We start from the raw sequence: 19,778 nt of genomic DNA on the forward strand, positions 1-19,778 counted from the left end.
ATTATAGTTCTTATGGGACTTTTTGTCTGCATTCAAAAAGCTCTATAATCTCTACAGTGATTTTACCCACTACAGAAATTATAGAGCCGTAAAAAGGCGGTGATTTTTAGTTACCTCCTTTTTATTTGCTAGAGTAAGAAAGCGTTTACAACATATATTTAAAAAGATATAATAGATTTGAATAGCAAGTAATGGAGGGGACTAATATGGGAGTGTATAACAGTGACTGGCTACTCAATCAAATTCGTGGGACAGCTAATGTGGTCAGTAAGGCTTTTAAATTTGAGACTCTGGATATTGATTTAGGTCAGGTGGAGGACGAGCAAGGTCACACTATTGATGGTAATGACTATATTGACGACTTGTTGATCCATGAACAGTATGATCAGGCAACTATCTTCATTCATAGTCAACTCAAGCGTTTGACAACTAATGACTATAATCTCCTTGTCAGCGTCTATATTGAGTATTTGGAGAATTTGCCACCTGTAATAAGGCAAAAACACCATTTTGATGATAGAAAAATAGCAAGTTTGAGGAAAAAACTGTCCGAATTTTCATGGTAATTTGGTAGAGAGTGTGGAAGCGAAACGCCGAGCGTTTACGATTTTTCCACCCTCTTTTTTGTGTTATAATAGAATCACTATGGATAAATTAATTAAAACAATTTCAGAATCAGGTTCTTTCCGTGCTTATGTTCTTGATAGCACAGAAACTGTTAGAACCGCACAAGAAAAACACAATACTCTATCATCATCAACAGTTGCTTTGGGGCGTACCCTTATTGCTAACCAAATCTTGGCTGCTAACCAAAAGGGTGAAAGCAAAATCACGGTTAAGGTTATCGGAAACAGCTCTTTTGGGCATATCATCTCAGTAGCTGATACCAAAGGACATGTTAAGGGCTACATCCAAAATCCAGGTGTGGACATCAAGAAAACAGCAACTGGTGAAGTCTTGGTGGGGCCATTCATGGGACAAGGGCAGTTTGTTTCTATCATCGATTATGGAACTGGTAATCCTTACACGTCATCAACACCGCTTATTTCTGGTGAAATTGGTGAAGACTTTGCCTACTATTTGACGGAATCTGAGCAAACGCCATCTGCTGTTGGTCTTAATGTACTTCTTGACGAAGAGGACAAGGTCAAGGTTGCTGGTGGTTTCATGCTTCAGGTTTTACCAGGAGCTAGTGAAGAAGAAATCGCTCGTTACGAAAAACGCATCCAGGAGATGCCTGCCATTTCAACGCTTTTGGAATCTGATGACCATATTGAAGCCCTCTTGAATGCCATTTATGGGGATGAACCTTTCAAACGTTTGTCTGAAGAGGAGCTTAGCTTTGAGTGTGATTGCTCGCGCGAACGTTTTGAAAATGCCCTCTTGACACTTGGTAAGGATGAACTTCAAGCCATGAAAGACGAGGATCATGGGGCTGAAATCGTCTGCCAATTCTGCCAAACTAAGTATGAATTTTCAGAAGCTGACTTGGAGGAACTCATCAATGACTAAACTTAATTCGTCCTTCATGATTGGAAACGTGGAGATTCCTCATCGTACAGTATTAGCTCCGATGGCAGGTGTTACCAACTCGGCTTTCCGTACCATTGCTAAGGAATTCGGTGCTGGTCTCGTAGTTATGGAGATGATTTCTGAAAAAGGTCTCCTCTACAATAATGAGAAAACCCTTCATATGCTTCATATTGATGAGAATGAGCATCCAATGTCTATCCAGCTTTTCGGTGGTGATGCTGAGGGCTTGAAGCGTGCAGCCGACTTTATCCAGACCAATACCAAGGCTGATATCGTTGATATCAACATGGGTTGTCCGGTCAATAAGGTCGTCAAAAATGAAGCGGGTGCCAAGTGGCTTAAGGATCCAGACAAGATTTACCACATCGTCAAGGAAGTAACATCAGTACTTGATATTCCTTTGACTGTTAAGATGCGTACAGGTTGGTCAGACAGTGACTTGGCTGTAGAAAATGCTCTTGCAGCTGAGTCTGCAGGTGTTTCTGCTCTTGCTATGCACGGCCGTACTCGTGAGCAGATGTACACAGGTCACTGTGATCATGAGACTTTGGCTCGTGTTGCTAAGGCTATCACCAAGATTCCATTTATCGGAAATGGTGATGTTCGCAGTGTTCAAGATGCGAAACTTATGATTGAAGAACTTGGTGTAGATGCTGTTATGGTGGGTCGTGCAGCTATGAACAATCCTTACATTTTCACGCAAATCAACCACTTCTTCGAAACAGGAGAGGAGTTGCCAGAGCTTCCATTTGATAAGAAATTGGATATCGCTGAAGACCACCTCAAACGTTTGGTGAATCTTAAAGGTGAAAAGATTGCTGTTCGTGAATTCCGTGGTCTCGCACCACACTATCTTCGTGGAACAGCGGGAGCAGCCAAGGTTCGTGGCGAAGTCTCACGTGCCGAGTCTGTGGCTCAGGTCGAAGAAATCTTTGCGACTTTACGATAAATCTATATCTGATGAAAACTTAACCAGCTTGGTTAGGTTTTTATTTTACCTTTATTCTTCCTTGATAGTGATGATAGCCCATCACCAATCTTTTTCTTGCTCCACCCTTGCAAAACCTCTGTGTTTTCGATATAATTAACTGGTTAAGTAAATGGAGAAAGCAATGCTAGAACTAGAAGAACAAATAAATCAATTGATTAACCAAATCTTGCTTAAGGCTGAAAATCAGCATGAGCTCCTCATTGGTCAGTGCCGTAGTCAGGTTAAGTTGACCAATACTCAGGAGCATATTCTCATGCTTTTGTCTGAGGGACGAAAGACCAATTCTGAGTTGGCTAAGACCCTCAATGTCAGCCAAGCTGCTGTTACCAAGGCAGTTAAAACCTTGGTCAAAGAGGGCATGTTGGAGGCTAAGAAAGACAAGGATGATGGGCGCGTGACCTACTTTGTCTTGACACAAGAAGCTAAACCCATAGCCCAAGAGCATGAGGAACACCACCAAGAGACCTTGGGGGTTTATCGGTCTGTATTGGATCAGTTCGATAATCAAGAGCGTCAGGTGATTGGACGTTTCTTGACAACATTAGCAGAAAAAATCGAGGAATAAGATGCGCTATATTACAGTTGAAGGACTGAGCTTCCAGTATGATGCGGAGCCTGTTCTGGACAATATTCACTATCATTTGGATTCTGGGGAGTTTGTGACCCTAACTGGGGAAAATGGAGCTGCCAAGTCAACGCTTATTAAGGCTACTCTAGGAATTCTCAAGCCTAAGAAGGGAACTGTAACCATCTCTGAAACCAATAAAGATGGTAAAAAGCTTCGCATGGCCTATCTTCCACAGCAGATTGCCAGCTTTAATGCAGGTTTTCCAAGCACGGTCTACGAGTTTGTTAAGTCTGGCCGTTATCCTCGCCAGGGCTGGTTCCGTCGTTTGACTAAGCACGACTTGGAGCATGTTCAACGTGCCCTTGAGTCTGTAGGTATGTGGGAAAATCGTCACAAGCAAATTGGTCGTCTCTCAGGTGGGCAAAAGCAACGTGCCGTTATTGCTCGTATTTTTGCCTCGGATCCAGATATCTTTGTCTTGGATGAGCCAACGACGGGTATGGATGCAGGAACAGCCAATACTTTCTATGAACTCATGCACCACTCGGCTCACAAGCATGGCAAGTCTGTCTTGATGATTACCCACGATCCAGAGGAAGTCAAGGAGTACACAGACCGTAATATTCATCTAGTTCGTAACCAGAAATTGCCTTGGCGTTGTTTCAATGTCCATGAAAAGGATGGAGAGGAGCACAAACATGATTAGTGAATTATTAGCCTATGATTTTATGCAACGTGCTATTCTCGCCGTGATTGCTATCAGTATCTTTTCGCCAATTTTGGGGCTTTTCTTAATTCTTCGTCGTCAGAGTCTGATGAGCGATACCTTGAGTCACGTGTCCCTAGCTGGGGTGGCTGTTGGGATTTTCTTGGGACTATCAACCACTTGGATGACCCTTGTGGTTGTGGTTATTGCTGCTTTGGTTTTAGAATATCTCAGGGTTAGTTACAAGCATTATATGGAGATTTCAACGGCTATCCTCATGTCAATGGGATTGGCAGTGGCTCTTATTCTTAGTAACAAGGCGGGTAGCAGTAGTATGAGTCTGGATAGCTATCTTTTCGGTTCTATTATCACGATTAGCTCAGAGCAGGTGCGTGCCCTCTTTATCATTGCGGCTATTGTACTGGTCTTGACTCTACTCTTTATTCGTCCTATGTATCTTTTGACCTTTGATGAGGACACTGCTCATGTAGATGGCTTGCCAGTTCGTCTTATGTCTCTCCTCTTCAATATTGTGACAGGGATAGCGATTGCCCTGATGATTCCAGCAGCAGGATCACTTTTGGTTTCTACCATCATGATTCTTCCTGCAGCTATTAGTATGAAAATAGGTCAAACCTTTAAATCTGTCATTTTCTGGGCTATTGGTATTGGTTTGGTTGGCATGCTCTCTGGTATCTTTATTTCCTATTATTGGGAAACACCAGCTAGTGCAACTATTACCCTTATCTTCATCGCCTTCTTTGGTCTGGTATCCATCTTTGAACCTCTCTTAAAAGCAGAGTAAATAATAGAAGAAAAGAGCTTGAGAAATCAAGCTCTTTTTGTGATATACTAAAGTGGTTTTTGAGAGAAGTTAAAATAAGAATGGTAGATTTCTAGGCAGAAAAAATGATTAGTTTTTTCTTGTGTCTACTATTATTTGTAACAGTAACAAAAAAGGAGAAAACATGGAAATCTTTTTAACGAGTATATCGGGCATCCTAGTCATCTTAGGTATGATTTTAGTGGGATTCGTTATGGGCGAAAAAGGCTGGTTTGACGACAAGTCACGTGGTCTTATAGCGAAGCTAGTCACTCAAATTGCCCTGCCTTGTTACATGCTCTATACGATCACACAGCGTTTCACAGCGACAGACCTACTTAAAATGTTGCCAGAATTGCGTTTTCCTGCACTGTCCATGGTGATTTTACTTGGGATTGCGACAGCGGTGGCTAGTATTTTTGCAGTGAAAAAGGAGCGTCGTGGTCTCTTTATCTCCATGTTTTTTAATTCAAACACCATTTTTGTGGGGCTCCCTATCAATCAAGCCCTCTTTGGCGATGCTAGTATTCCCTATGTTCTTATCTATTATATGTGCAATACGACCTTTTTCTGGACCTTGGGAACTTACCTTATTCAGCGAGATGGGGAAGGAGAGGCAGAATTTGATTTAAAAACAAGTCTGAAAAAGATCTTCTCACCCCCTCTAATGGGTTTCATGTTAGGTCTTATTATTGTTATCCTTCATATTAAATTACCAACTTTTTTAGCCAGTGACTTGAAGTATTTGGGTAGTTTGACGACTCCTTTATCTATGATTTTCATCGGTTTGTCAGTGTCAAATGCAGGTGTGAAGCAGTTGGTTCTTAAAAAGGACCAGGTATTGATTTTGTTGGGACGCTTTGTAGTTGCCCCTCTCTTGATGGCTGCCATTGTTTACTGGGCACCTCTCCCAACTTTGATGAAACAAGTTTTTATCATCCAGTCTGCCATGCCTGTCATGACCAATGCTCCAGTAGTTGCTAAACTCTATGGAGCTGATAGTGATTACGCAGCTGTTATGGTTACTGAGACTACCCTTGCAACCATGATTGTTATCCCAATTTTGATGGTTCTTATGGCTTAAAAATAATCAAGTAACCCCTGTTTTTCTGGGGGTTTTTAAATTTGTAAAAAAATTCAAAAAAAGTTTACGAAAACGCTTTACAAATCGTAAAAAGATGCTATAATAATTACATAAGTTATGCAAGCGTTTGCATCGAAACGTAGGAGGAAATGAAATGAATAAGCTAAAAGAAAAATTTGGCTTTGAGTTCTGGCAAAAATTCGGTAAAGCCCTCATGGTTGTTATCGCAGTTATGCCAGCAGCAGGTCTCATGATCTCACTCGGTAAAACAGTTGCCATGATTAATCCAAACGTGGCACCACTCGTTATTACTGGTGGATTTCTTGAGCAGATTGGTTGGGGGGTTATTGGTAACCTTCACATCTTGTTCGCCCTTGCCATTGGTGGTAGCTGGGCTAAGGAACGTGCAGGCGGTGCCTTTGCGGCAGGTCTTGCCTTTATCTTGATTAACCGTTTGACTGGTTCAATCTTTGGTGTTACTTCAGATATTCTTGCTGATAAGGCTGCTACAGTCCACACCATTTTTGGTCAATCAATCAAGGTATCTGATTACTTCATCAGTGTTATGGAAGCTCCAGCCCTCAACATGGGTGTGTTCGTAGGTATCATCTCTGGTTTCATCGGAGCTACTGCCTTCAACAAATACTATAACTTCCGTAAATTGCCAGAAGCTTTGTCATTCTTCAATGGTAAACGCTTCGTACCATTCGTAGTTATTCTTCGTTCAGCTATCGCAGCTATCGTCCTTGCTATCGTATGGCCAGTTATCCAATCAGGAATCAACGGCTTCGGTATGTGGATTGCCAACTCAAAAGAAACTGCTCCAATCTTGGCACCGTTCTTGTTCGGTACTTTGGAACGTCTTCTCTTGCCATTTGGTCTCCACCACATGTTGACTATCCCAATTAACTACACTCAATTGGGTGGTACTTACCACGTATTGACTGGTGCCGCTAAAGGTACTGAAGTATTGGGTCAAGACCCACTCTGGCTTGCCTGGGTTACTGACCTTGCAAACCTTAAAGGTGCACACCCAGAACAATACAAACACCTTCTTGAATCTGTTACACCAGCCCGCTTTAAAGTTGGTCAAATGATTGGTTCATTTGGTATCTTGATGGGTATGGTGGTAGCTATCTACCGTAACGTTGATGATGATAAGAAACATCAATACAAAGGGATGTTGACTGCAACTGCACTTGCAACATTCTTGACAGGGGTAACAGAGCCAATCGAGTACATGTTCATGTTCGTGGCTACTCCACTTTACATCATTTATGCTTTGGTGCAAGGATGTGCCTTTGCCATGGCTGATATCGTTCACCTTCGTGTTCACTCATTCGGTTCTATCGAGTTCTTGACACGTACACCACTTGCTATTAACGCTGGTTTGGCGATGGATATCGTTAACTTCATTTGGGTAACTGTACTCTTTGGTGTTATCATGTTCTTCATCGCAAACTTCATGATTAAGAAATTTGACTACGCTACACCAGGACGTAACGGTAACTATGAGCAAGGTGAAGATTCTTCATCAGAATCTGCTGGATCAGCAAGTGCTGGAACAAGCTCAGCAAGCTCACAAGTTATCAACATCATCAACCTTCTTGGTGGACGTGCTAACATCGTCGATGTTGACGCATGTATGACTCGTCTCCGTGTTACTGTTAAAGACGCTGAAAAAGTCGGAACTGAAGAACAATGGAAAGCTGAAGGAGCTATGGGTCTTGTCATGAAAGGACAAGGGGTTCAAGCTATCTATGGTCCTAAAGCAGACGTATTGAAATCTGATATCCAAGACGTTCTTGATTCAGGTGAAGTTATTCCTGAAACACTTCCAAGTCAAATGACTGCTGTTCAAAAAGCAGAAGCTAACTTCAAAGGTGTGACTGATGAAGTGCATTCAGTTGCTGATGGTCAAGTTATCAACATCGAAGATGTTAAAGACCCAGTATTCTCACAAAAAATGATGGGTGACGGCTTCGCTGTAGAACCAGAAAACGGTAAAATCGTTTCACCAGTAGCTGGTAAAGTGACAAGCATCTTCCCAACTAAACACGCTCTTGGTTTGGTAACAGACAATGGTCTTGAAGTTTTGGTTCACATCGGACTTGACACTGTTAGTCTTGAAGGTAAACCATTCGACGTTAAAGTTACTGAAGGTCAAACAGTTGCTGCAGGTGATCTCTTGGTTGAAGCAAACCTTGATGCTATCCGTGAAGCAGGTCGTGAAACATCTACAGTTGTTGTCTTTACAAATGCAGATGCAATCAAATCAGTTAAAGTAGAACATACAGGTAAATTGGCTGCTAACGCTCCAGTTGCAAAAGTAGAACTTTAATTTGCTAAACGATAAACAAGCAGACAGCCCTTGGGCTGTTTTGTTTGTAAATGACCCTATGTCATTTCTAGATGCAAGTCAGAAGAGGGATAAACTTATGAAATTTCTAACTTTAAATACTCACAGTTGGATGGAAGAAGATGCAGAAGGAAAATTCCAAACCTTAAAGGAACAGATCCTAAAGGCTCAGTATGATATTATTTGCTTCCAGGAAGTTAACCAAGAAATAGAGACTTCTGTTGTGGACACGGATGCTTACTATCATGCACTTCCATCAGCAACACCAATCCACCAAGATCACTTTGTCCGTCTTCTTGTGGAAAAGTTAGCTGAAGAAGGGCTTCAATACCATTGGACTTGGGCCTATAATCACATTGGTTATGATCACCTTAATGAGGGGGTTGCCGTCTTGTCACGTCAACCATTGACAGCTAGCGAAATCTTGGTTTCAGATGTTGATGATCCAACTGACTACCATACACGCCGTGTAGCAGTTGCTGAAACTACTGTAGATGGCCGAGAAGTTGCTGTTGCTAGTGTTCACCTTTCATGGTGGGACAAAGGTTTCCAAGAAGAGTGGGCACGTATTGAGGAACGTTTCAAAGCTATTGGGAAACCGCTCATCCTAGCAGGTGACTTTAACAACCCAGCAGGTCGCGAAGGGCATCAAGCCATTTTGGCTAGCTCACTCAATCTTCAAGATAGTTTTGAAGTAGCTAAAGAAACAACTGGTAGCTATACAGTTGGACCAGGTATCGATGGTTGGAAGGGCAATGAAGAGCCTTTACGTATCGATTATGTCTTTGCTAGCCAAGATTGGACAGTAGAGCGCCTTAGCGTGATTTTTGATGGCAACAATCAACCTTTGGTAAGCGACCACTACGGTCTTGAAGCAGAATTAACATTTAAGTAGAAACTGTATCCTATTATGACCTAATAAGGGTAAAAAACATTGTCAAAAGACAAATAAAAGAGTAAACTAGAAGCTATAATTGAATTTTTATAAGGAGAGACTAATGGCTCATATTACATTTGATTATTCAAAAGTTTTGGATAAATTTGTAGCACCACACGAAGTGGACAACCTTCAAGCACAAGTAACAGTAGCAGACGAAATGATTCGCAAAGGAACTGGCCCAGGGGCAGACTTCCTTGGATGGCGTGACCTTCCAGAAAACTACGATCGTGAAGAATTTGATCGTATCTTGAAAGCTGCTGAAAAAATCAAAGAAGAAAGCGATGTTTTGGTTGTTATCGGTATCGGTGGTTCTTACCTTGGTGCCAAAGCAGCCATTGACTTCTTGAATCATCACTTTGCTAACCTTCAAACAAAAGAAGAACGCAAAGCTCCACAAATTGTTTACGCTGGTAACTCAATTTCATCAACTTATCTTGCAGACTTGCTTGAGTATGTTGAAGATAAAGACTTCTCAGTTAACGTTATCTCTAAATCAGGTACAACAACTGAACCAGCTATCGCTTTCCGTGTTTTCAAGGAACTCCTTGTTAAGAAATACGGTCAAGAGGAAGCAAACAAACGTATCTACGCAACAACTGACCGCCAAAAAGGTGCAGTTAAAGTTGAAGCAGATGCTAATGGTTGGGAAACTTTCGTTGTTCCAGATGACATCGGTGGACGTTTCTCAGTATTGACAGCTGTAGGTCTCTTGCCAATTGCAGCTTCAGGTGCTGATATCAAAGCCCTTATGGAAGGTGCTAACGCTGCACGTAAAGAGTATTCTTCATCTAAAATCTCTGAAAACGAAGCTTACCAATACGCTGCACTTCGTAACATCCTTTACCGTAAAGGTTACACAACTGAAATCTTGGCTAACTACGAACCATCACTTCAATACTTCTCAGAATGGTGGAAACAATTGGCTGGTGAATCTGAAGGTAAAGACCAAAGAGGTATCTACCCAACATCAGCAAACTTCTCAACAGACTTGCACTCTCTTGGACAATTTATCCAAGAAGGTACACGTAACCTCTTTGAGACAGTTGTTCGTGTGGAAAAACCACGTAAGAACGTGATTATCCCTGAATTGGAAGAAGATCTTGATGGACTTGGTTACCTCCAAGGTAAAGATGTTGACTTTGTTAACAAAAAAGCAACAGACGGTGTTCTTCTTGCTCACACAGATGGTGATGTGCCAAACATGTTCATCACTCTTCCTGAACAAGATGCCTTTACATTGGGTTACATCATCTACTTCTTTGAAATTGCTATCGCCCTTTCAGGTTACTTGAATGCTATCAACCCATTCGACCAACCAGGTGTAGAAGCATACAAGAAAAACATGTTCGCTCTTCTTGGTAAACCAGGATTTGAAGAACTTGGAGCAGAACTTAACGCTCGCTTGTAATTCTCAGATAAGATCAGCTTTGGCTGGTCTTTTTTTATTCATTTGTAGGCTAAAACTCTCCATTAATGATTTCTTGTAGGTTAATTTACGAATTTTTAGTTTAAACTTTTTGGACTGGCTAGTTGGAGTTGGGTTTTGTGGCTCTTTAATTTAGAAATGATTGTTGTTATAATTAGTTCAAGTATAGGAGGATGAATCATGATTGGACCTGTGGAAATGGGTGCTTTGTTGAAAAAAATCCGTTTATCAAAGAATTTGACATTGAAAGAACTTGCTAGTGATTATTTATCAGTATCTTTCCTATCAAAATTTGAACGTGGAGAATCTGATATCTCATTATCTAGATTTTTTCTCTTGTTAGATAAATTGGATGTCAGTATTGAAGAATTCTATGGTATTTTATCTCAAGATAATCCAACTCATACTGAAAAGTTATTAGAAAGGGCTAGTAAGGCTTATTATCAAAACGATAGTTTATCGTTGCAGAAGTACGCTAGAGAAGAGCGTCATAAATTTGAGCTCACACAAGACAAATCATTTCTCTATAACAGTATTATGCTAGAATCTTTTTTGGCAAGTGTTTCAAATAAAGAGGTTGATGAAAATAAGGTAAGGGAATTAACAGACTATCTTTTTAGCATTGAACAATGGGGAAAAAGAGAGTTAATCATATTAGGAAATAGTATGTCGTTTATTTCCACCCAGACACTTAATGTTTTGACCAAGGAGATTGTGTATAGAACTAGACTTTTTGGAAATAGCGACTCAAATCAAAGAATCCGAATTAGTCTTCTTATTAATGCAGCTTCTGAATTTTTACGACGTGATGAATTAGATTTAGCGAAATACTATTTAGATTTAGTCAATGATAGTGGAATTCCTGAGGTCCTCTTATATGAAAGACATGAGTTGATATTTGTAATGGGGTCTTACTTGATAAAGTCGGGTGAAGTTGCTGAAGGGAGAAATCTAATTGAGGGGTGTTTAGAAACTCTTAGGACTTTAGGTGCGGAAAAGTTATTGCTCGCTAAGGAATCAGAGTATCAAGAGTTGTTAAATTCCACTATATGACAATTTTATAGAGTGAGTTAAAAAATAGAATAAACTAAGACCATAGTACGACATCACTATGGTTTTTAATTTTCAATGGATATATGGTATTTCAATGTCTTCAATTTATCCAACTGATTATATACCAAGGTGATTTAGATTGTGAGGAAATCTATGAGAACCTATATTCTTAAATACAAGTATGACAATTTAGTTCATATCTTACTGTTAGCACTGAATTCTGCTATTTTTGTGAGTGCCTCGGTAACCTTAGCTTTAATGACGAATCAGCTGGTATCGAAGCGAATCCAATCTTTTTTAGCTCTATTAGGTCTAGAGGTGGGGCTTTACGTTATTTATTTAGTTTTGAATTATATTATTGCTGTACATCAAACAAAATTAATCCAAAAAATGACTTTGTCTATTCGTCAGTCTTATCTTAGTAAAATTATTCACCATTCTTTTAGTGAATTCAGAAAGACTGATATTGGAGAGCATCTCTCAGTATTAAATAATGATATCCAATTGATTGAATCAAATGGCTTTTCAAGTATTTATACTCTTTGTTCAACAGTATTTACCACTTTGTTTTCAATTATTGCCTTATTAAGTTATGATGTAAGGATTGTTCTTCTAGCCATTTTTTTGACTTTGTGTCTGACTTATCTTCCCAAACCATTTACCAATAAAATGCAGAAATCAATGGAGATATTTTCCAAAGCGAATGAGGAGCTTGTTTCTGGAATAAGCGATCAGTTATATGGATATGCGGATGTTTATTACGCCAGTCGTAAACAGATATTTCTTAGACAAGTGAGGTCCATTGTTGAGAAATATATTGCACAAAAAATTATTTTTACAAAAAGAAATACTAGCACTGAGACGTTGATGGCTTTATTTTCAGTTGCCGCCCAGATGTTGATACTTCTTCTAACTGGCTTGTTAATTATTTTTGGAAATATTACTGTTGGAACCATTGCCTCAGTAGGACAGATATCAGGTAATATTTTTAACTCTCTATCCACCATTAATCAGCTGCAAGTGACCATTAAGTCTGTCGATCCTATCTTAAAAAAATTTCACGATTTTCCAGAGGGTCCAAAGACTTGCATAGCGACTATTCAGGATGTTCGTTTTGAGAATGTAAGTTATCATTTTGGAGAGAAGGCTGTTTTTGAGGGATTCACCCAAACTTTTAAAAAAGGAGGCAAGTATGCTATTACTGGATGCTCAGGTAGTGGGAAGTCAACCCTGCTTAATATATTCTTAGGCAATCTTAAAGATTACGAGGGAAAAATCTTGTTTGGAAAATTGGAGTCAAAAGAAATTGATGAGAACTCAATCGTGTCTGAATGTGCCTATGTTGGGAGTCAAACTCATATCTATAATGATACCTTGAGGAACAATCTAACCCTTTGGAATGAAGCTATTACTGATACGCACATCAAGGAAGTTCTTGAAAGAGTTAATCTTTTATCTTTCTTAAGTCGTATAGATGAGCAAGTAAGTGACGGTAGCTTTTCGGAGGGCCAAAAACAAAGAATAGGCCTGATAAGAGCATTTTTAAAAGGATGTTCTGTTGTGATTTTTGATGAAGCTACTGCAAATCTTGACCATAATAACGCTACTCGTATTGAGCACTTATTATTAAGCAATCCCAATATCACTTATATTACGGTTACCCACCATCTTATAAAGGAAAATGAACCATATTTTGATATGATTATTCGTTTGGGAGAGGCCACTGAGTAAATGTTTCATATGATAAATGCTTAGGATTTATTTCAATTTTACTAACGGCAGTCAAAGTGCTATAATGTAAGGGATTGTGAATTTAGCAAGCTTTGCTATTTTCAAAAAAGAAAAAACAAATCAGAGATACAAATCTCTTAGAAGAGGTGAATCCCATGGGACGTAAATGGGCTAATATCGTTGCTAAGAAAACTGCTAAAGATGGTGCAAACTCTAAGGTTTACGCTAAGTTTGGTGTCGAAATTTATGTGGCTGCTAAACAAGGTGAACCAGATCCAGAATCAAACTCAGCTTTGAAATTTGTTTTGGAGCGTGCTAAACAAGCGCAAGTGCCAAAACACGTTATTGATAAGGCCATTGATAAGGCTAAAGGTAACACTGATGAAACTTTCGTTGAAGGACGTTATGAAGGGTTTGGACCAAATGGTTCTATGATTATCGTAGATACTTTGACTTCAAACGTTAACCGTACAGCTGCTAACGTACGTACTGCCTTTGGTAAAAACGGTGGTAACATGGGTGCTTCAGGTTCTGTTTCATACATGTTTGATAAAAAAGGTGTTATCGTATTTGCAGGTGAAGATGCAGACGCAATCTTTGAACAATTGCTTGAAGCAGATGTAGAAGTTGAAGATGTAGAAGCAGAAGATGGTACTGTCACTGTTTACACTGAGCCAACAGATCTTCACAAAGCTTTGGAAGCTCTCCGTGCTAACGGACAAGAAGAGTTCCAAGTGACTGAACTTGAAATGATTCCACAAACTGAGGTTACTCTTGAAGGTGAAGACCTTGAAGTTTTCGAAGGACTTATTGATGCGCTTGAAGCAGACGATGATGTTCAAAAGGTATATCACAACGTAGCAGATATGTAATCTCATTCAACACTTTCCTTACCATGGAAAGTGTTTTTATGTGGTCTGTCTAAGGATTTGTCTTGCTTGTCCTGACTTAATCTGATATAGTAGTAGCCAAGCGAATTATTGGAGGAATACGAAATATGAATATGATGCTAGTTTTGGCCATTTATGTGGTCGCAATTGTTGCTTATGTAGCTTTCAGCCGTCGTCGCCAAGCAAAGGCACAGGAAGATCGTTTTGCAGGTCTTGCTAAGGGTGCTGAGGTTGAAACAATCGGTGGTTTGATTGCTATTGTCGATGAGATTGACAAAGAAAATAATCGTATTGTTTTGGATGCAGAAGGTGTTTTCTTGACCTTTGATTTGAGTCGTTCAATCATGAAAGTGATCACACCAGCACCAACTACAGAAACAGCAGAAACAACTAAAAAGACAATTATAGAAGAAGATTCAGCAATTGAGTCTGCTGATGAAAAGTAAGATGTGTATTTGAGACTAGGTTAAATCCTGGTCTTTTTGCGTTTTCTAATCTTATCGGTATTAAAAGCTGTTCAGAACCCCTGAAAATGTGGTAAAATAAAGGGTAAACTATATTTAGAGGATATTCCATGTTTAAATTTAGAAAAAAATCTCATCAAGAGGTTCTAGACAATATTCCCAACCATATCGGTATTATTATGGATGGAAATGGCCGTTGGGCTAAAAAACGTCTACAACCACGTGTGATGGGGCATAAGGCTGGGATGGACGCCTTGCAAAAGGTAACTATCGAAGCGTCACAACTTGGAGTTAAGGTATTGACAGTATATGCCTTCTCAACTGAAAACTGGTCACGCCCACAAGATGAAGTGAAATTCATCATGAATTTGCCAGTTGAATTCTTTAACAAATATGTACCAGAATTAGACAAAAACAATGTTCGTATTTTGACAATTGGAGATAACAGTCGTCTGCCTAAGGAAACCTTAGATGCTCTTGAAAAGGCAGTTGAGCAGACAAAACATAATTCCGGTTTGGTTCTCAACTTTGCACTGAACTATGGTGGTCGTGCGGAGATTGTATCTGCAGTTCAAGCGATTGCTAAAGAGGTTGAAGCAGGCAAACTCAGTCCTGAAGCTATTGATGAAGATCTCATTGCTAAGCATTTGATGACAGATAAATTGCCTTACCTCTACCGTGATCCAGATTTGATTATCCGTACGAGTGGCGAGCTTCGTCTTAGTAACTTTTTGCCTTGGCAATCTGCCTACAGTGAGTTTTACTTCACAGATGTTTTCTGGCCAGATTTTGACCAGCAAGGGCTACGTCAAGCCATCTCTGACTACAATAAACGTCACCGTCGCTTCGGTGGTGTCTAGAAAGGACCTCTCATGCAAGAACGTTTAATTGGTGGGGGTGTGGCAGCAGCCATTTTCCTCCCATTGCTCTTTATCGGTGGTCTTCCTTTCCAACTTTTGGTTGGAGCTATGGCCATGGTTGCGGTGTCTGAGATGCTTCGCATGAAGCACTTGGAGATTTTCTCTATCGAGGGTATTTTATCAATGGTGGCAGCCTTTATCTTGGCTGTGCCGATTGATCAGTATTTTATCAGTCTTCCAACAAATGCCAGTGTGACAGGTTTCGCTGTTATTTCATTTTTGATTCTAGCGGGGACTGTCCTTAATAGCGACCATTATTCTTTTGATGATGCAGCTTATCCAATCGCATCTGCCTTTTATGTTGGTTTTGGTTTTCAAAATCTTATTGCGGCACGTTTGGATAGTTGGGAAAAAGTTCTCTTTGCCCTTTTTATTGTTTGGGCAACAGATATTGGAGCTTACCTCTTTGGTCGTCAATTTGGTCAGAATAAGCTATTGCCAAAAGTATCACCAAATAAGACTATTGAGGGTAGTGTCGGTGGTATCTTATCCGCAATTATTGTGGCTCTTATCTTTGGTTTGATTAACCACGGCGTTTATGCCCCTCATAACTTCTTCTGGTTGCTTATCTGTACGATTCTCTTTAGTATCTTTGGTCAATTTGGTGATTTGGTTGAATCAGCTATTAAACGTCACTTTGGCGTTAAAGACTCAGGCAATCTCATTCCTGGGCATGGTGGTATTTTGGACCGTTGTGATAGCTGGATCTTCGTTTTCCCAATCATGCACTTCCTAGGACTTTTTTAAGAGTGGAGGTGTCTAGATGAAAGCTATTATTACCTTTTTACTGATTTTCTGTGTGATTGTCGTCTTCCATGAGTTTGGTCATTTCTTTTTCGCCAAACGCTCAGGGATTTTGGTTCGTGAATTTGCCATTGGTATGGGACCGAAAATTTTTGCACATACAGGTAAGGATGGTACCGTTTATACTATCCGTATCCTCCCTTTGGGTGGTTATGTTCGTATGGCTGGTTGGGGTGAAGATACAACTGAGATTAAAACAGGTAGTCCTGCCAGTCTAACGATTGGATCAGATGGTAAGGTAAGACGTATCAACCTTTCGGATCGCCAGATTGATCAGACGGCTTTACCTATGAACGTCACTGCCTATGATTTGGAGGAAAAGTTAACCATTACAGGTCTAGTCCTAGATGAGACCAAGACCTATGAGGTTGATCATGATGCCACTATCGTTGAGGAAGATGGTACAGAACTTCGTATCGCTCCTAAGGATGTCCAATATCAAAATGCAAGCATTTGGGGACGTTTAATTACCAACTTTGCTGGTCCTATGAATAACTTCATTCTTGGAGTGCTTGTCTTTATTATCTTAGCTTTTGTTCAGGGTGGTGTTCAAGATACATCGACCAACCGTATCCAGGTAGCCGATGGAGGCGCTGCTCAGGTAGCAGGCTTGAAAAATGGTGATGCCATCGAGGCTATCAATAAGGACAAGGTTACTGATTGGGACAGCTTGAAGGAAGCATTGACAGAGAATACCCAAAAATTCTCCAAAGGTGACAGCCTTTCTGTGACAGTTAAGAGAAGTAACGGTCAGGAAGAAACAATCTCTGTTAAACCTCAGGAGAACCAAGGTAGCTACTTTTTGGGTGTTTCTCCTGCTTTAAAAACAGGTCTTAAAGATAAGATTTTTGGTGGTTTCCAAATGGCTTGGGAAGGGGCCTTCAAAATTCTCGTAGCACTTAAGGGGCTTATCACCAACTTTAGTTTGAATAAACTTGGTGGACCGGTTGCTATGTTCCAGATGTCTGCCCAGGCTTCAGAAAATGGCTTGATTTCCATTCTTAACCTTATGGGGATGCTCTCAATTAACCTGGGAATTTTCAATCTTATCCCAATTCCAGCCCTTGACGGTGGAAAAATTGTTATGAATATTATTGAAGCCATTCGTCGTAAACCACTTAATCAAGAAATTGAAAGCTATATTACACTTGCAGGTGTTGCTATCATGGTTGTTCTTATGATTGCAGTCACTTGGAATGATATTATGCGTGCTTTCTTTTAATTAGAAACAAAGAAACGAAAGGAAGTCTAAGGGACTTGAGCCAAGGGCCAGCCTCCTTAGTATGTAAATGATGAAACAAAGTAAAATGTTGATTCCAACACTTCGTGAAATGCCAAGTGATGCTCAAGTTATCAGTCATGCCCTTATGGTACGTGCGGGTTACGTGCGTCAGGTTTCTGCTGGTATTTATGCTTATATGCCATTGGCAAATCGTGCTATCGAGAAATTCAAAACCATCATGCGTGAGGAATTTGAAAAAATCGGTGCGGTTGAAATGTTGGCGCCAGCGCTTTTGACAGCAGATTTGTGGCGTGAGTCAGGCCGTTATGAAACTTACGGTGAAGACCTTTATAAACTTAAAAACCGTGATAAATCTGACTTTATCCTCGGTCCAACTCACGAAGAAACGTTTACAGCCTTGGTTCGTGATGCGGTTAAATCATACAAACAATTGCCACTTAATCTCTACCAAATCCAATCAAAATACCGTGATGAAAAACGTCCTCGTAACGGTCTTCTTCGTACACGTGAATTTATCATGAAGGATGCTTATAGTTTCCACCAAAACTATGAAGATTTGGATGTAACCTATGAAGACTACCGTAAAGCTTATGAGGCTATCTTTACACGTGCTGGCCTTGAATTTAAGGGGATCATCGGTGATGGTGGTGCCATGGGTGGTAAGGATTCTCAAGAATTTATGGCGGTTACTCCTGAGCGTACAGATCTCAACCGTTGGGTAGTTCTTGACAAGTCAATTGCTTCATTGGACGAGATTCCAGAAGATGTCATGGAAGAAATCAAGAAAGAATTGACATCATGGTTGGTATCTGGTGAAGACACAATTGCCTACTCTACAGAGTCAAGTTATGCAGCTAACCTTGAGATGGCAACAAACGCTTACACACCAGCGACTAAGGTTGTGACTCAAGAAGAATTGACTCGTGTTGAAACACCAGATTGCAAGTCAATTGATGAAGTTGCTGCTTTCTTGAATGTTCCAGAAGAACAAACCATCAAGACTTTGCTTTTCATTGCTGATGATGAACCAGTGGTGGCCCTTCTTGTCGGTAATGATCAGGTTAACGATGTGAAGTTGAAAAACTACCTTGCTGCTGATTTCCTTGAACCAGCTACAGAAGATGAAGCACGTCAAGTCTTTGGCGCTAACTTCGGTTCTCTTGGTCCAGTTAACCTTCCTGAAAATGTTCGTATCGTTGCGGACCGTAAGGTTCAAGACGTGGCTAATGCGGTTGTTGGAGCCAATGAAGATGGTTACCACTTGACAGGGGTTAACCCAGAGCGTGACTTCAAGGCAGAATACGTGGATATTCGTGAAGTTAAAGAGGGTGAAATTTCACCAGATGGTCAAGGTGTCCTTCAGTTTGCGCGTGGTATCGAGATTGGTCATATCTTTAAACTTGGGACACGTTACTCTGAAAGTATGGGGGCTAATGTTCTTGATGAAAATGGCCGTGCTGTTCCAATCATTATGGGATGTTACGGTATCGGTGTTAGCCGTATCTTGTCAGCTGTAATCGAACAACATGCACGTCTCTTTGTTAACAAGACACCAAAAGGTCAATACCGCTATGCATGGGGAATTAACTTCCCTAAAGAATTGGCTCCGTATGATGTTCACTTGATTACAGTTAACACTAAGGATGAGGAAGCCAATGCTTTGACAGAACGTTTGGAAGCTGCTCTTATGGCTGAAGGCTATGATGTCTTGACAGATGATCGTAATGAGCGTGTTGGTTCTAAATTCTCTGACAGTGACCTTATCGGACTTCCGATCCGTGTGACAGTTGGTAAAAAAGCCAGCGAAGGTGTTGTCGAAGTTAAAATCAAGGCAACAGGTGATACTATTGAAGTTAATGCCGATAACTTGATTGAGACACTTGCTATCTTAACAACAGAACAAAATGCTTAATATAAAAAATCTTTTCTTGCAGGAGCAAGAAGAGATTTTTCTTTTGTAGTGACAATGATAAATTGAGAGAAAAGAGAGTAAATTCCAATTTGACAGAATTGTCTAAATAGTGTAAACTTAAAACTATCATAACTACGGAGGCATCACATGCTTAACAAAGCGACCCATTTGGGAAATCTTAAAGCTTTTTATTACTTTAGTTTCTTTAGATAGGACGTTTGTGTTTCAGGATACAAGCGTCAGTCAGTTTGTATCTATGAAGCTAAAGCATTTTGTGATGGATTAGCCGATTAGATGAATAGGTCTAACCGGTGACATAAGCTAGCCTGTG

18 protein-coding genes are annotated in these 19,778 nt (G+C 40.2%); all 18 read left to right on the forward strand.

Going from position 1 to position 19,778, the window contains the following annotated elements; all coding sequences use genetic code 11:
* The first annotated feature begins 206 nt into the window (after nucleotides 1-206).
* Nucleotides 207-566, forward strand: coding sequence for a hypothetical protein (locus tag V471_RS03785; protein WP_045001973.1), 360 nt, complete (start codon nucleotides 207-209; stop codon nucleotides 564-566).
* Nucleotides 567-645: 79 nt separating this feature from the next.
* Nucleotides 646-1,512 (forward strand): Hsp33 family molecular chaperone HslO, encoded by an 867-nt coding sequence (hslO, locus tag V471_RS03790; RefSeq protein ID WP_002883609.1) that lies wholly within the window; start codon nucleotides 646-648, stop codon nucleotides 1,510-1,512.
* Nucleotides 1,505-2,482: a tRNA dihydrouridine synthase DusB gene (dusB, locus tag V471_RS03795; RefSeq protein ID WP_002886445.1), complete on the forward strand. Its 978-nt coding sequence runs from the start codon at nucleotides 1,505-1,507 to the stop codon at nucleotides 2,480-2,482. The genes hslO and dusB overlap by 8 nt, the downstream gene beginning before the upstream one ends.
* A 163-nt stretch (nucleotides 2,483-2,645) precedes the next feature.
* Nucleotides 2,646-3,089 carry a zinc-dependent MarR family transcriptional regulator gene (locus V471_RS03800; RefSeq protein WP_084871120.1) on the forward strand — a complete coding sequence of 148 codons (444 nt, stop codon included), beginning with the start codon at nucleotides 2,646-2,648 and terminating at the stop codon, nucleotides 3,087-3,089.
* Nucleotide 3,090: 1 nt separating this feature from the next.
* Entirely contained in the window at nucleotides 3,091-3,798 is a 708-nt protein-coding gene (locus tag V471_RS03805; RefSeq protein WP_002883613.1) for a metal ABC transporter ATP-binding protein, read from the forward strand.
* Nucleotides 3,791-4,603, forward strand: a complete 813-nt coding sequence (locus V471_RS03810; protein WP_084871121.1) for a metal ABC transporter permease — start codon at nucleotides 3,791-3,793, stop codon at nucleotides 4,601-4,603. Before V471_RS03805 ends, V471_RS03810 begins: the two co-directional genes overlap by 8 nt.
* 163 nt (nucleotides 4,604-4,766) lie before the next feature.
* On the forward strand, nucleotides 4,767-5,705 hold the full coding sequence (locus V471_RS03815; protein WP_045001970.1) for an AEC family transporter: 939 nt from the start codon (nucleotides 4,767-4,769) through the stop codon (nucleotides 5,703-5,705).
* Between the two features lie 154 nt (nucleotides 5,706-5,859).
* Nucleotides 5,860-8,046 carry a PTS transporter subunit IIBC gene (locus V471_RS03820; protein WP_014633653.1) on the forward strand — a complete coding sequence of 729 codons (2,187 nt, stop codon included), beginning with the start codon at nucleotides 5,860-5,862 and terminating at the stop codon, nucleotides 8,044-8,046.
* A 97-nt stretch (nucleotides 8,047-8,143) separates the two neighbouring features.
* A complete protein-coding gene (locus V471_RS03825) occupies nucleotides 8,144-8,959 on the forward strand; it encodes an endonuclease/exonuclease/phosphatase family protein (protein WP_002886451.1) in 816 nt (271 codons plus the stop codon).
* Nucleotides 8,960-9,062: 103 nt separating this feature from the next.
* Complete coding sequence (locus tag V471_RS03830) at nucleotides 9,063-10,412, forward strand: glucose-6-phosphate isomerase (protein WP_002883580.1); 1,350 nt, start codon at nucleotides 9,063-9,065, stop codon at nucleotides 10,410-10,412.
* Between the two features lie 198 nt (nucleotides 10,413-10,610).
* Nucleotides 10,611-11,483: a helix-turn-helix domain-containing protein gene (locus V471_RS03835; RefSeq protein ID WP_002886452.1), complete on the forward strand. Its 873-nt coding sequence runs from the start codon at nucleotides 10,611-10,613 to the stop codon at nucleotides 11,481-11,483.
* A gap of 153 nt (nucleotides 11,484-11,636) precedes the next feature.
* Nucleotides 11,637-13,214 carry an ATP-binding cassette domain-containing protein gene (locus tag V471_RS03840; RefSeq protein ID WP_084871122.1) on the forward strand — a complete coding sequence of 526 codons (1,578 nt, stop codon included), beginning with the start codon at nucleotides 11,637-11,639 and terminating at the stop codon, nucleotides 13,212-13,214.
* A gap of 155 nt (nucleotides 13,215-13,369) precedes the next feature.
* On the forward strand, nucleotides 13,370-14,086 hold the full coding sequence (locus tag V471_RS03845) for a YebC/PmpR family DNA-binding transcriptional regulator (RefSeq protein ID WP_002886454.1): 717 nt from the start codon (nucleotides 13,370-13,372) through the stop codon (nucleotides 14,084-14,086).
* A gap of 125 nt (nucleotides 14,087-14,211) precedes the next feature.
* Entirely contained in the window at nucleotides 14,212-14,550 is a 339-nt protein-coding gene (locus V471_RS03850; protein WP_002886455.1) for a preprotein translocase subunit YajC, read from the forward strand.
* A gap of 128 nt (nucleotides 14,551-14,678) precedes the next feature.
* Nucleotides 14,679-15,428 carry an isoprenyl transferase gene (locus tag V471_RS03855; RefSeq protein WP_002886457.1) on the forward strand — a complete coding sequence of 250 codons (750 nt, stop codon included), beginning with the start codon at nucleotides 14,679-14,681 and terminating at the stop codon, nucleotides 15,426-15,428.
* Between the two features lie 12 nt (nucleotides 15,429-15,440).
* Nucleotides 15,441-16,235, forward strand: coding sequence for a phosphatidate cytidylyltransferase (locus V471_RS03860; RefSeq protein ID WP_002886458.1), 795 nt, complete (start codon nucleotides 15,441-15,443; stop codon nucleotides 16,233-16,235).
* Nucleotides 16,236-16,251: 16 nt separating this feature from the next.
* On the forward strand, nucleotides 16,252-17,514 hold the full coding sequence (gene rseP / locus V471_RS03865; RefSeq protein ID WP_002886459.1) for an RIP metalloprotease RseP: 1,263 nt from the start codon (nucleotides 16,252-16,254) through the stop codon (nucleotides 17,512-17,514).
* Nucleotides 17,515-17,584: 70 nt separating this feature from the next.
* A complete protein-coding gene (locus V471_RS03870; protein ID WP_157108263.1) occupies nucleotides 17,585-19,447 on the forward strand; it encodes a proline--tRNA ligase in 1,863 nt (620 codons plus the stop codon).
* The last annotated feature ends 331 nt before the right edge of the window (nucleotides 19,448-19,778 follow it).

It is taken from the genome of Streptococcus salivarius, assembly GCF_002094975.1.
Classification (GTDB): domain Bacteria; phylum Bacillota; class Bacilli; order Lactobacillales; family Streptococcaceae; genus Streptococcus; species Streptococcus salivarius_D.